The following is a 13675-nucleotide window of genomic DNA, read 5'->3' on the forward strand; positions in this document are numbered from 1 at the left end:
GAACCGCCACCCGCGCCGCGGCGCGAAGGCCGGGGGCGGCCCTCCCGCGAAGGGAGGGCCGCCCCCGCGCTACCGCGCGGACGCCGGGGCCGGTACCGAAGCCAGCGCCGGCGCCGGGGCATGGCCCGTGGGCCGGGCGGTGAAGGTGCCGCGGCCCTGGGTGCGGCTGCGCAACCTCGTCGCATAGCCGAACAGTTCGGCCAGTGGCACGGTGGCCGTGACGACCGCGGCACCGGCCCGGGCGGCCGAGCCGGTGACCCGGCCGCGCCGTGCGGCGAGGTCTGCGAGCACGCCGCCCACCGCGTCCTCGGGGACGGTGACCGTGACCTCGGCGACCGGTTCCAGCAGGACCATCGCGCAGGCGCGCAGCGCCTCGCGCAGGCCGAGCCGGCCGGCCGTGCGGAAGGCGGTCTCCGAGGAGTCCTTCACGTGGGTCGCCCCGTCGGTGAGCGTGACGCGCAGCCCGGTCACCGGGTGCCCGCCGAGGGGACCCTCGGCGAGGGCGTCCCGGCAGCCGGCCTCGACCGCCCGGACGTACTCCTGCGGCACGCGCCCGCCGACGACGGCCGAGCGGAACACGAAACCCGCGTCGGCGTCCAGGGGTTCGACGTCCAGGACGACGTGGGCGAACTGCCCGGCACCGCCGTCCTGCTTGACGTGCCGGTACACGAACCCGCGCACCCCGCGTCCGACGGTCTCCCGGTGGCCGACCCGCGGCCGGCCGACGCCGACCTCGATCCCCTGCTCGCGGCGGACCCTCTCCACCGCGACCTCCAGGTGCAGCTCCCCCATGCCGGACAGCACCGTCTGGCCGGTCTCCGGGTCGGTCCGCACCACCAGTGAGGGGTCCTCCTCCGCCAGCCGGGCCAGCGCGGAGGCCAGCCGGCCGGTGTCGGCGCCCCGGCGCGCCTCGACCGCGACGGAGACCACCGGGTCGGCCACGCCCGGGGGTTCCAGGACGAGCGGCGCGTCCGGCGCGCACAGGGTCGAGCCCGCGCGGGCGGTCTTCAGGCCCACCACGGCCACGATGTCCCCGGCGACGGCGCGTTCCAGCGGGACGTGCCGGTCCGCCCGCACCCGCAGGATCCGGCCGATCCGCTCGGTGCGCCGCGCGCCCGTGTCCCACACCGCGTCTCCCCTCTCGATCGTTCCCGAGTACACCCGCAGGTACGTCAGCCGTCCCGTCGGGGTGGCGCTCACCTTGAACGCCAGCGCCGCCAGCGGTGCCGAGGGATCGGCGGCCCGCTCCTCCTGCGCGCCGCCGTCGCGGGTGCCGCGCACCGCCGGTACGTCGAGCGGCGACGGCAGGTAGGCCACGACGGCGTCCAGCAGCGGCTCGATGCCGCGGTTGCGGTAGGCCGAGCCGCACAGCACGACCACGCCGTCGCCGCTGTGCGTCAGGTCCCGCAGCGCGCCGGCGAGCCGCCGCGCGGTGAGCGTGCCGGTGGCGCAGTACTCCTCCAGCGCGCCCGGGTGGAGCCCGGCCACGGCCTCCTCCAGCTGCCCGCGGCGCCGTGCCGCCTCGTCGCGCAGGGCGTCCGGCACCGGCCCCTCGGCGGCCTCGTCGCCGCCGTCGGCCCAGGTCCGTGCCCGCATGCGCAGCAGGTCGACGACGCCCGTGAAGCCGTCCTCCGTACCGATCGGCAGCTGCACGAGCAGCGGCGCCGGGTGCAGGCGTTCGCGGATCGACGCGACCGCCGCGTCCAGGTCGGCACCGGCCCGGTCCATCTTGTTGACGAACGCGATCCTCGGCACGCCGTGCCGGTCGGCCTGCCGCCACACCGACTCGCTCTGCGGCTCGACACCCGCGACCGCGTCGAACACCGCGACCGCGCCGTCGAGCACCCGCAGCGCGCGCTCCACCTCGTCGGCGAAGTCGACGTGCCCCGGGGTGTCGATGAGGTTGATCCGGTGCCCGTCCCAGGCGCAGCTCACCGCCGCGGCAAAGATGGTGATGCCCCGGTCCCGCTCCTGCGGGTCGAAGTCGGTGACGGTCGTGCCGTCGTGGACCTCGCCCCGCTTGTGCGTGGTCCCGGTGGCGTACAGGATCCGCTCGGTGACGGTCGTCTTGCCGGCGTCGACGTGGGCGAGGACGCCCAGGTTGCGGAGGGTGGAGAGCGGGTTGGCGAGGTGGCGTTCGAGTGCGGTGCGCACGGCCCTTGGCCTTTCGGTGACATCCGGAACGGGACGGCGCGATCGGCCGGACGGGACGACGACGTGCGGACCTGCCGGACCGTCGGCGGGCGGGGTACCGCCCGGCGAGGGAGCGCCGGAAGGTGGGCAGGAGGGCGTGTCGGACGCTCGTCACGGCATCCGGTGCCGACCGCGCAGCGGGCACCGGACGGACGAGGACACGAGGATCACCTCGTACCGGGAGCGGGGAACGACGATAGCGGTGCGGTCTCGCACGGCCGGCTCCCCTCACTCGTCGGGACGACGCGCCGCCCTGCCGGGCGGCGCGTGGTGTGGGGCGAGTGTAGGGAACCGGGCAGGCCGCCGGCACGGCATTTTCCCCGCCGCCGGTCGCCCCCGGGCCGTGGCCTCGGCGTGCGGCCGGGGTGCGGGCATACGACTGTGCGGGCCGAGGCAGTCCTCGACCCGCACTAGTTCTCGATCTTCGTCTTCTCTGTGTCCGAGGGGGGACTTGAACCCCCACGCCCGATAAAGGGCACTAGCACCTCAAGCTAGCGCGTCTGCCATTCCGCCACCCGGACCAGGTGTCCGCCGCCGTGCCGGGGCTGTTCCCCGCGGCGACACGGACAACCATACCAAGGTTTCGGAGCGCCTTTCACCTGCGTTTCCGTCCGCCGGAGCCCTGCGCGGGCCGTGCGACACAGCGGCCCGGCGCCGTCACCTCCGGTGATGATCCGGCCGCCGTCCCGCGACCGGACCGTCACCGATCGCCACCGGTCGCCACCGGCGGTCGCCGCTCCGTCGCCGGTCCCGTCGGCGGTCCCGTCGGCGGACCGGCGTGCTCCGTCGGCGGTCCCGTCGGCGGACCGGCGTGCTCCGTCGGCGGTCCGCGCCGGCCGCCCGGCCGCCCGGCCGCCTCGGTGACCGGAAAGTGCCGGGCACCCCTGGACACCGGCCCTCGGATGCGGGATAACAAGCTCCATACAGTATTCGTCGACTGTATGCAATGTACCGCGAGAGCGTTCCCACTCCCCTACGAAGGGACGGACTTCGCCATGCCCGAGGACACCCAGGACGCCGTCTCCGGTGGTCATCTCGTCGCCAGAGCCCTCAAGGCCGAGGGGGTCGACCGCATCTACACGCTGTGCGGCGGCCACATCATCGACATCTACGACGGCTGCGTGGACGAGGGCATCGAGGTCGTCGACGTCCGCCACGAGCAGGTCGCCGCCCACGCCGCCGACGGCTACGCGCGCGTCACCGGCAAGCCGGGCTGCGCCGTCGTGACCGCCGGACCGGGGACGACCGACGCCGTCACCGGTGTCGCCAACGCCTTCCGCGCGGAGTCCCCGATGCTGCTGATCGGCGGCCAAGGAGCCCTCGCCCAGCACAAGATGGGGTCCCTGCAGGACCTGCCGCACGTCGACATGATGACGCCGATCACCAAGTTCGCGGCCACCGTGCCGCACACGGCGCGCGTGGCGGACATGGTGTCGATGGCGTTCCGCGAGTGCTTCCACGGCGCGCCCGGCCCCTCCTTCCTGGAGATCCCGCGCGACGTCCTCGACGCCAGGGTGCCCGTGGCCCAGGCACGCGTGCCGCGGCCCGGCGCCTACCGCGCCTCCACCCGGTCGGCCGGGGACCCGGAGGCGATCGAGAAACTCGCCGACCTGCTCGTGCACGCCGAGAAGCCCGCGATCCTGCTGGGCGGCCAGGTGTGGACGACCCGGGGCACCGACGCGGCCGTCGAGCTCGTGCGGGCCCTCGGCGTCCCCGCCTACATGAACGGCGCGGGACGCGGCACGCTGCCGCCCGGCGACCCGCACCACTTCCAGCTCTCCCGCCGGTACGCGTTCTCCCACGCCGACGTGATCGTCGTCGTCGGCACGCCCTTCGACTTCCGCATGGGCTACGGCAGACGGCTGTCACCGACGGCGACGGTCGTGCAGATCGACCTCGACTACCGGACCGTCGGCAGGAACCGCGACATCGACCTCGGCATCGTGGGCGACGCCGGCCTGGTGCTGAAGTCGGTGGCCGAGGCGGCCTCCGGCCGTGCCGACACCGGTGCCGCCCGGCGCAAGGAGTGGCTGGACGAACTGCGCGCGGCCGAACAGGGCGCCCTGGACAAGCGACTGCCCCAGCTGCGCTCGGACGCCTCGCCCATCCATCCCTACCGACTGGTCAGCGAGATCAACGACTTCCTCACCGAGGACTCGGTCTACATCGGCGACGGCGGCGACATCGTCACCTTCTCCGGGCAGGTCGTGCAGCCCAAGTCGCCCGGGCACTGGATGGACCCGGGCCCGCTCGGCACGCTCGGCGTCGGCGTCCCCTTCGTGCTCGCCGCCAAACAGGCCCGGCCCGACAAGGAGGTCGTCGCCCTCTTCGGCGACGGCGCCTTCTCCCTCACCGGCTGGGACTTCGAGACCCTCGTCCGCTACGACCTCCCCTTCGTCGGCGTCGTCGGCAACAACTCCTCCATGAACCAGATCCGCTACGGCCAGGCCGCCAAGTACGGCAAGGAGCGCGAGCGGGTCGGCAACACCCTCGGCGATGTCCGCTACGACGAGTTCGCCCGGATGCTGGGCGGCCACGGCGAGGAGGTCCGCGACCCCGCCGACATCGGCCCCGCGCTGCGCCGGGCCCGCGAGTCCGGGAAGCCGTCGCTGATCAACGTCTGGGTCGACCCGGACGCGTACGCCCCCGGAACCATGAACCAGACCATGTACAAGTGAGGAGCGCTTGGCATGACCCAGCCCCCGACCAAGGCTCTCGACGGCATCCGCGTCCTGGACATGACGCACGTCCAGTCCGGGCCCTCCGCCACCCAGTTGCTGGCGTGGCTCGGCGCGGACGTCGTCAAGCTGGAGGCGCCGACCGGTGACATCACCCGCAGGCAGCTGCGCGACCTCCCGGACGTCGACTCCCTCTACTTCACGATGCTCAACTGCAACAAGCGGAGCATCACCCTCAACACCAAGACCGAGCGCGGCAAGGAACTCCTCACCGAACTGATCCGGCGCTCGGACGTCATGGTCGAGAACTTCGGACCGGGCGCGGTCGACCGGATGGGGTTCACCTGGGACCGCGTCAAGGAGATCAATCCACGGATCGTCTACGCCTCCATCAAGGGGTTCGGGGACGGCCCGTACACCGGCTTCAAGGCGTACGAGGTCGTCGCGCAGGCCATGGGCGGGTCGATGTCGACCACTGGTTTCGAGGACGGGCCGCCGCTGGCGACGGGGGCCCAGATCGGGGACTCGGGCACGGGCGTGCACGCCGTGGCGGGCATCCTCGCGGCGCTGTACCAGCGGGAGCGCACCGGGCGCGGGCAGCGGGTGAACGTGGCCATGCAGCACGCGGTGCTCAACCTCTGCCGGGTGAAGCTGCGCGACCAGCAGCGCCTGGCGCACGGCCCGCTCGCCGAATACCCCAACGAGGACTTCGGCGACGAGGTTCCCCGCTCCGGCAACGCCTCGGGCGGCGGTCAGCCGGGCTGGGCGGTCAAGTGCGCGCCGGGCGGTCCGAACGACTACGTGTACGTCATCGTGCAGCCCGCCGGCTGGAAGCCGATCAGCGAGCTCGTCGGCCGGCCCGAACTCGCCGACGACCCCGAGTGGGCGACGCCCCAGGCCCGGCTGCCCAAGCTCGGCAAGATGTTCCAGCTGATCGAGGAGTGGTCCTCCACCCTGCCCAAGTGGGAGGTGCTGGAGCGGCTCAACGCGCACGGCATCCCGTGCGGGCCGATCCTGTCCACCAAGGAGATCATCGAGGACCGGTCGCTGGCCGCCAACGAGATGGTCGTACGCGTCCCGCACCCCGAGCGCGGCGAGTTCGTGACCGTCGGCAGCCCGCTGAAGCTCTCCGACTCCCCCGTCGAGGTGACCGCCTCACCGCTGCTCGGCGAGCACAACGAGGAAGTCTTCGTCGGCGAACTCGGTCTCGACGACGAGGAACTGCGCCTGCTCAAGTCGAACGGGGTGATCTGAGGTGACGGCCGAAGACCGGGTGCTCAGGGTGCGCGCGCTCCTCGACTCCGTGCGGGCCGACGGCCGGACGGCGCTGACCGCGCCCGAGGGCAAGGTGCTCGCCGACGCGTACGGGATCGCCGTACCGGGCGAGGAACTGGCACGGGACGTCGAGGAGGCCGTGGCGTGCGCGGCACGGTTCGGCGGGCCCGTCGTGATGAAGATCGTCTCGCCGGACATCCTGCACAAGACCGACGCCGGCGGAGTGGTCGTCGGCGTCGAGGGCGCCGCGGACGTGCGGGCCGCGTTCCGCACCGTCGTGGAGAACGCGCGCGCCTACGACCCCCGGGCCCGCGTCGAGGGCGTCCAGATCCAGGAACTGCTGCCCCCGGGGCAGGAGGTCATCGTCGGCGCGGTGACGGACCCGGCCTTCGGGAAGGTGGTGGCCTTCGGGCTCGGCGGGGTGCTCGTCGAGGTCCTCAAGGACGTCACCTTCCGGCTGGCTCCCGTGGACGCGGACGAGGCCCTGTCCATGCTGGACTCGATCCGGTCGGCGGAGGTCCTGTGCGGGGTGCGCGGACGGGCCGGCGTGGACCGGTGGGCCCTCGCCGAGCAGATCCGCCGGGTATCCCGGCTCGTCACGGACTTCCCGGAGATCGCCGAGGTGGACCTCAACCCGGTCGTCGCGACGGCCGGCGGCGCGGTCGCCGCCGACGTCCGGGTGATCCTGGCCGAGTCGCAGCCGCCGCCCCGCCGCACGTACACGCGCGAGGAGATCCTCATCTCGATGCGCCGCCTGATGCGGCCCGCGTCGGTGGCCGTGATCGGCGCCTCCGCCGAGCGGGGCAAGATCGGCAACTCGGTCATGCGCAACCTCGTCGACGGCGGCTTCGCCGGTGACATCCATCCGGTGAACCCCAGGGCCGACGACATCCTGGGCCGCAAGGCGTACAAGAGCGTCACCGACGTTCCCGGCGAGGTGGACGTGGCGGTCTTCGCGATCCCCGCCAGGTCCGTGGCCCGGGCCCTGGAGGAGGTGGGCCGCAAGAACATCCCCAACGCCGTGCTGATCCCCTCCGGGTTCGCGGAGACCGGCGAGCACGAGCTCCAGGCCGAGATCGTGGCGATCGCCGAACGGCACGGCATCCGGCTGCTCGGGCCGAACATCTACGGCTACTACTCGACGTGGCAGGACCTGTGCGCCACGTTCTGCACTCCGTACGACGTCAAGGGCGGGGTCGCGCTGACCTCGCAGTCCGGCGGCATCGGGATGGCGGTCCTGGGCTTCGCGCGGACCACCGGGACGGGCGTGTCGGCGATCGTGGGCCTGGGCAACAAGGCGGACCTGGACGAGGACGACCTGCTGACCTGGTTCGGCGAGGACCCGCACACCGAGTGCGTCGCGATGCACCTGGAGGACCTCAAGGACGGCCGGGCCTTCGTGCGGGCCGCGCGGGCGACCGTGCCGAAGAAGCCGGTCGTGGTGCTCAAGGCGGGCCGCACGGCGGCGGGCGCCCGGGCCGCGGGCTCGCACACCGGCGCCCTGGCCGGCGACGACGCCGTGTACGACGACATCCTCCGGCAGGCCGGTGTCGTCCGGGCGCCCGGGCTGGACGACATGCTGGAGTACGCGCGCGCGTTGCCGGTGCTGCCCACCCCGCGGGGCGACAACGTCGTGGTCATCACCGGGGCCGGCGGCAGCGGTGTCCTGCTGTCGGACGCGGTCGCGGACAACGGCCTGACCCTGATGGAGATCCCGCCGGACCTGGACGAGGCCTTCCAAAGGCTCATCCCGCCCTTCGGGGCCGCGGGCAACCCGGTGGACATCACCGGGGGCGAGCCCCCGTCCACGTACGAGGCGGCCATCCGGCTGGGTCTGGAGGACCCGCGCGTCCACGCGCTCGTCCTCGGCTACTGGCACACCATCGTCACGCCTCCCCTGGTCTTCGCCGAGCTCACCGCGCGGGTGGTGGCCGAGTTCCGGGAGCGCGGCGTCGAGAAGCCGGTCGTGGCGTCGCTCGCGGGCGACGTCGAGGTCGAGGAGGCGTGCCGGTACCTCTTCGAGCGGGGGGTCGTGGCGTACCCGTACACGACCGAGAAACCGGTGGCCGTGCTCGGCGCGAAGTACCGCTGGGCGCGGGCGGCGTCGAGGCTGGGGGCCGAGGGCCCCTCCACCGGCGCGGAAGCGGGAGACGGGCGGGGGGCCGAGTGACATGACGACCACCGACCACTCGACGTCCGTCCCCTTCAGGGAGGTGACGGACCGCAACGGCCGCGTGTACCGGATCGGCGAGACCGACATCGATGTCATGGGCCGGCCGCGCAGGTGGATGGTCCTCCTGCCCTGGGTGGGCATGATGGGCATCGGCTCCGCCGAGTACGCGTTCACGTCGGCGGAGGACACCCTCCACGCGGCCCACCTGTGGAGCAGCGGGCACATCTTCTGGCTGATGGGCGTCTGGGTGTTCTTCCAGGCGGCCGTGGCCTTCCCGGCCGGACAGCTGCGGGAGAGCGGCAGGCTGCCCGCCCGCACGGCCATGCTGATCGGCGCGGTCGGCACCCTGGTGGGCTATCTGTCCCTGGCGTACGCGCCGCACGTGATCGTCGCCTACCTCGGCTTCGGCGTGTGCAGCGGCATCGGCGCCGGTCTGGTGTACGCGACCTGCGTCAACATGGTCGGCAAGTGGTACCCGGAGCGCAAGGGCGGCAAGACCGGCTTCGTCAACGGCGGCTTCGCCTACGGGTCCGTGCCCTTCGTGTTCCTGTTCACCTCGTACATGGACCTGGACAACTACCGGACCGTGCTGGTCTCGGCCGGGGCCGGGCTCTGCCTGGTGGTGGCCTCGGCCGGCTGGTTCTTCAAGGACCCGCCGAAGAACTGGTGGCCCGCGCACGTCGACCCGCTCAGGCGGACCGACGACCCCAGGATCCGCCGGGCACTGGAGAAGAACCCGCCGGCGGTCAAGCAGTACACCCCCGGGGAGGCCGCCCGCACCCCCGTCCTGTGGATGATGTGGTTCTGCCTGCTGTGCACGGCCGGCATCAACATCTTCGGCATCGCCTTCCAGGTGCCGTTCGGCAAGGACATGGGGTTCGCGGGCGGGATCGTGGCCACCGCGATGTCCCTGAAGGCCATCGTCAACGGCACCGGGCGCGGCGTCATCGGCTGGATCTCCGACCGCTGCGGCCGCCGCAGCACACTGGTCATCGTGTGCCTGGTGCTCGGCGCCGCCCAGTTCGGCGTGCTGGTCTCCGGCCGGACGGGCAGCATGCCGTTCTTCCTGCTGTGCTCCATGGTCTCCGGCTTCGGCGGCGGGGCGATCTTCCCGCTGTTCGCGGCCATGACCGCGGACTACTTCGGGGAGAACAACAACGCCGCCAACTACGGCATGGTCTACAGCTCCAAGCTGGTCTCCGGGCTCGTCGGCTCCGGCCTGGGCGCGGTCGTCGTCGCCGCCTGGGACTACGAGGGGGCGTTCGTCCTGGCGGGCTGCACCGGGCTGGCCTGCGCGGTGCTCGCGCTGTTCCTGAAGGCGCCGGGCAGGCCGGGGCCCCGGCACGTGGTCCCCAACCCGCATCCGCTCGGCGAGGAGACTGCGTAGGGAGCCGGGCCGGCGGCCGCGCGGCGTGACGGGAGGCCCTCCCCGGGTGCGGGGAGGGCCTCCCGGGGTCCTGCGGGGTGTCCGGTGAGGTGTCCTGCGGGGTGTCCGGTGAGGTGTCCGGTGGGGTCTCAGCACTTCTCGCGGAGCGAGTGCAGGTGCGCGCTGGAGCGGCGGGCGAACGTGAAGGAGTCGCCGGGATCGTCGTGTTCGGCCTGCCAGTGGTGGGCCGTGCGCTCGCCGCGCAGCCGGGTCACGGCGGAGATGAAGCGCCGGTAGTCGATGTCACCGTCGCCGACGTCGACCATGCGGTAGCCGTACGGGTTCGACGGATCGCTCTCGCCGTCCTTCACGTGGAACAGCGGATAGCGGTGCGGCTGCGCGAGGACGTAGTCGAGGGGTTCGAAGGGCGCGGGCGTGCCGTCCGGCCGCCTGGAGAAGCGGAACTGGCCGACGTACGCCCAGTAGATGTCCATCTCCAGGTAGACGAGGTCGGGGTCGGTCTCGGCGAGCAGGACGTCGTAGAGCCGGACCCCGGGGTCGTCGGCGGCGAAGGAGAATTCCTCGGAGTGGTTGTGCTGGTAGAACTTGATGCCGCGCGCCCTGGCCGCCGCGCCGTAGGTGTTGAAGTCCTCGGCGGCGCGCTTCCACGCGTCGACGGTGGAGCCGTAGCGGAACGGGCCGGCGGCCGTGCCGATGTGCTTCAGGCCGAGCGCCTCCGCGTCGTCGAGGACCTTGGTGAGGTTCTGGGCGAAGGTGTAGGCGTTCGGGTCGTCGGAGTAGTAGCCGACGTGGCTGCCGATCGGCTTCAGACCGTGGTTCCTCGCCAGCCGTCTGAGCTGGGCGAGGGTGATGGGGCCCGCCGAGCCCTGGGTGTAGCCGGCGAACTCGACCTCGTCGTAGCCGTACTTCTCGAGTTCGGCGAAGACGGGGGCGAAGCCGAGGGTGGAGACCTTGTCGCGCAGGCTGTACAGCTGGATGCCGAGCCGGCCGGGCGGCAGGACGGGCCGGCCGCGGCCCGCGGAGCCGGGAGCGGGGGCGGGGGCGGGGGTCGTGGGGACCGCGGTCGCGGGGGTCGCCGCGGCGCCGAGCAGGGCGGCGGCGGTGGCTCCGGCGGCCACACCGAGCATGCCCCGTCTGGTGAGGCGGTGGGTGAGTTCGGGGTCGGGCTGGGGGATGCGGCTCATGCCTGGAACTCCTCGGTGTCGGACGGCGTTGTCAGTGGTGAGTGCTTCACTTGGGACCAGTCGGAGGCAGAAAGCCGGTGCGGGCCTGCGGTGCGGGCCGGTCCGTGCCGGTCGTGGCCGTTCGGTCAGGCGAGTCCGGCGAGACGGAGCAGGAGTGACTTCACGTCGGTGGCCGCGACGCGGTCGCCGACGGCGCGGGGGGTGGAGCAGATGAGGAGCGGACCGTCGTCGTCGCTCGCGGGAAGACGGCCGTGGCTGCCGCGAACAGGCGAGGGGTCCAGCGGCACGACCGCCATGCGGTAGCGCATGCCGAGTTTCTTGCGGGCCAGCGCGGCCGCCGCCTTGACCTTGACGTAGGGGTCGAGGGGATCCATGAACAGTTCGACCGGGTCGTAGCCGGGTTTGCGGTGGATGTCGACGAGCCGTGCGAAGTCGGGCGCGCGGGCGTCGTCGAGCCAGTAGTAGTACGTGAACCAGGCGTCCGGCTCCGCGACGGCGACGAGTTCGCCGGCCCGTGGATGGTCGAGGTGGTGGGTCTTCTTGCCCTCGTCGTCCAGGAGTCGCTCGATGCCGGGCAGTCCGTCCAGAGCGGCCCGGGCGGCGTCGAGGTCCCCGGGGTCGCGGACGTAGACGTGGGCGATCTGGTGGTCGGCCACCGCGAACGCCCTGGACGCCATCGGGTCCAGGTACTCCATGCCGTCCTGGGTGTGCACCTCCAGCAGGCCGGCGCGCCGCAGGGCCCGGTTGACGTCGACGGGCCGCCGCACCGGGGTGATGCCGTACTCGGACAGCGCGACGACGGTACGGCCCTCGGCGCGGGCGTCGTCCAGGAGCGGGGCCAGGACGGCGTCCAGGTCGGCGGCCGCCTTGAGGGAGCGCGGGTCGTCGGGGCCGAAGCGCTGCAGGTCGTAGTCGAGGTGGGGGAGGTAGCACAGGGTCAGGTCGGGGCGCCGGGTGCGCAGGACGTGGCGGGTCGCGTCGATGATCCAGCGGCTGGAGACCAGGTCCGCGCCCGGCCCCCAGAAGTGGAAGAGGGGGAACGTGCCGAACTTCTCGGTGAGTTCGTCGTGCAGGTCGGCAGGCCGGGTGTAGCAGTCGGGTTCCTTGCGGCCGTCGGCGTAGTAGACGGGGCGGGGGGTGACGGTGATGTCGGTGTCGGCGCCCATGGCGTACCACCAGCAGATGTTGGCGACCGTGTAGCCGGGGTGCGCGCGGCGGGCGGCGTCCCAGAGCTTGTCCCCGGCGACGAGTCCGTTGTGCTGGCGCCACAGCAGGACCTCGCCGAGTTCACGGAAGTACCAGCCGTTGCCGACGATGCCGTGCTCCGAGGGGAGGGTGCCGGTGAGGAAGGTGGACTGGGCGGCGCAGGTGACGGCGGGCAGGACGGTGCCCAGGGGCGCGCGGGAGCCGGACTGCCCGAGCGCCTTGAGGTGGGGCATGTGGTCGAGGAGGCGGGGGGTGAGGCCGACGACGTCGAGGACGAGGAGCGGGGTGGGGGCCCGGCCGTCCCGGGGGGTGCCCGTGGCCGCTGCGTGGGTGCTCATGGCAGTTCCTTCAGGCCGAGGTCGGTCAGCAGGTCGCGGGCGAGGGCGAGTTCGGCGGCGATGCCGTCGGCGAGCTGGGCGCGGGCGCGGGGCCGCAGCTCGGGCGGGAGGGCCTGCCAGGTGTAGGTCTCGACCTCCAGGTGGCGGGTGAGCGGGCGCGGGCCGCCGACGAGCCGGGTCAGCGCGGCCTTCAGGACGGGGAGCGTGGAGGTGAGGGGCTCGGCGGGGGGCGCGTGCAGCGGGACGTGGAAGTGGGCGCGCCAAGGTGCCGAGTCGGGCAGGGCGTCGCCCTTCAGCGCCTCGTCGAGGTCGTCGGTGCCGCGCGGTCCGGCGGCGCCGGGTACCTCCCCGCTCGCAGGCGGCGCGGAGGAGGAGGCGCGGGTCTGGTGCAGGAAACGGGGCTCGGCGAAGGCGGCGAGGGCCTCGCGGACCTCCGGCAGACGGGGGTGCTCGGCGTGCAGGGCGGCCGAGAGCTGGGACTTGACGACGGTGACGCCGGCCTCGGCGAGGGCGTCGAGAGCGGTGTGCGGGTCTTCGAAGGAGGTGGCGAGGTGGCAGGTGTCGACGCAGATGCCGATGCGGTCGTGGCCGATCGAGGTCAGCGGGGCGATGGCGTCGCGGGTGGTCTCGACGACGCAGCCGGGTTCCGGCTCCAGGCCGATGCGGATGGAGCGGCCGGTCAGGTCCTGGAGCGCGTCGAGGCGTTCGGCGAGGGTGCGCAGGGCGGCGCGGGCCGTGGCGACGCGCTCGGCGATGCGGGCCCCCCGGTCCGCGGCGGTGCCGGGGTCCTGCGGGAGGACGGTGCGCCAGGCGAGGGGGAGGGTGGAGATGCTGCCGTCGAGGATGTCGTCGGGGAGCAGCGCGGCGAGGACGCGGGCCAGGGCGGTGGTGTGGTCGAGGCGCTCGGGGTCGGCCCAGTCCGGCTTGTACACGCGGTACTTGACCTCTTCGGCGCCGAAGCCCTCGTAGGGGAAGCCGTTGAGGGTGACGACCTCCAGGCCGCGCCGCTCCAGTTCGCCGCGCAGGCCGCGCAGGGCGGACGGGTCGGTGACGAGGGCGCGGGCGGCGTCGCGGGCGAGCCACAGCCCGATGCCGAGGCGGTCGCGGCCCAGGCGGCGGCGGACCGGCTCGCAGTGGTCGCGGAGCTGGGCGAGGACACCGTCCAGCGTTTCGGCGGGGTGGACGTTGGTGCAGTAGGCGAGGTGGACGGTGGAGCCGTCGGGGTGGCGGAAGCGCATGGT

General features: G+C 73.0%; 8 protein-coding genes and 1 tRNA gene. 4 read left to right on the forward strand and 5 right to left on the reverse strand.

The window, feature by feature from the left end; translation table 11 throughout:
• Positions 1-69 precede the first annotated feature (69 nt).
• A complete protein-coding gene (gene fusA / locus AB0L29_RS22805) occupies positions 70-2154 on the reverse strand; it encodes an elongation factor G (protein WP_365829564.1) in 2085 nt (694 codons plus the stop codon).
• 475 nt (positions 2155-2629) lie between these two features.
• Positions 2630-2714 (reverse strand) — tRNA-Leu (locus AB0L29_RS22810).
• A 474-nt stretch (positions 2715-3188) separates the two neighbouring features.
• On the opposite strand from AB0L29_RS22810, the gene AB0L29_RS22815 reads away from it, so the two are divergent.
• Genes AB0L29_RS22815 through AB0L29_RS22830 form a run of 4 tightly spaced genes read left to right on the forward strand, consistent with a single transcriptional unit; the run spans position 3189 to position 9706 of the window.
• Positions 3189-4871 carry a thiamine pyrophosphate-binding protein gene (locus tag AB0L29_RS22815; RefSeq protein ID WP_365829565.1) on the forward strand — a complete coding sequence of 561 codons (1683 nt, stop codon included), beginning with the start codon at positions 3189-3191 and terminating at the stop codon, positions 4869-4871.
• Between the two features lie 12 nt (positions 4872-4883).
• Positions 4884-6125 (forward strand): formyl-CoA transferase, encoded by a 1242-nt coding sequence (frc, locus tag AB0L29_RS22820; RefSeq protein ID WP_365829566.1) that lies wholly within the window; start codon positions 4884-4886, stop codon positions 6123-6125.
• 1 nt (position 6126) lies between these two features.
• On the forward strand, positions 6127-8316 hold the full coding sequence (locus tag AB0L29_RS22825) for an acetate--CoA ligase family protein (RefSeq protein ID WP_365829567.1): 2190 nt from the start codon (positions 6127-6129) through the stop codon (positions 8314-8316).
• A 1-nt stretch (position 8317) separates the two neighbouring features.
• Entirely contained in the window at positions 8318-9706 is a 1389-nt protein-coding gene (locus AB0L29_RS22830; protein WP_365829568.1) for an OFA family MFS transporter, read from the forward strand.
• 128 nt (positions 9707-9834) lie between these two features.
• Here AB0L29_RS22830 and AB0L29_RS22835 read toward each other — a convergent pair whose 3' ends face one another.
• The 3 genes from AB0L29_RS22835 to eboE all read right to left on the reverse strand — a co-directional run bounded on the left by AB0L29_RS22835 (position 9835) and on the right by eboE (position 13672).
• Positions 9835-10890 carry a sugar phosphate isomerase/epimerase gene (locus tag AB0L29_RS22835; RefSeq protein ID WP_365829570.1) on the reverse strand — a complete coding sequence of 352 codons (1056 nt, stop codon included), beginning with the start codon at positions 10888-10890 and terminating at the stop codon, positions 9835-9837.
• A 125-nt stretch (positions 10891-11015) separates the two neighbouring features.
• Positions 11016-12434 carry a nucleotide pyrophosphatase/phosphodiesterase family protein gene (locus AB0L29_RS22840; RefSeq protein ID WP_365829571.1) on the reverse strand — a complete coding sequence of 473 codons (1419 nt, stop codon included), beginning with the start codon at positions 12432-12434 and terminating at the stop codon, positions 11016-11018.
• Entirely contained in the window at positions 12431-13672 is a 1242-nt protein-coding gene (gene eboE, locus AB0L29_RS22845; RefSeq protein ID WP_365829572.1) for a metabolite traffic protein EboE, read from the reverse strand. The genes AB0L29_RS22840 and eboE overlap by 4 nt, the downstream gene beginning before the upstream one ends.
• Positions 13673-13675 lie beyond the last annotated feature (3 nt).

Origin of the sequence: Streptomyces sp. NPDC052701 (assembly GCF_040678355.1) — a bacterium.
GTDB lineage: Bacteria > Actinomycetota > Actinomycetes > Streptomycetales > Streptomycetaceae > Streptomyces.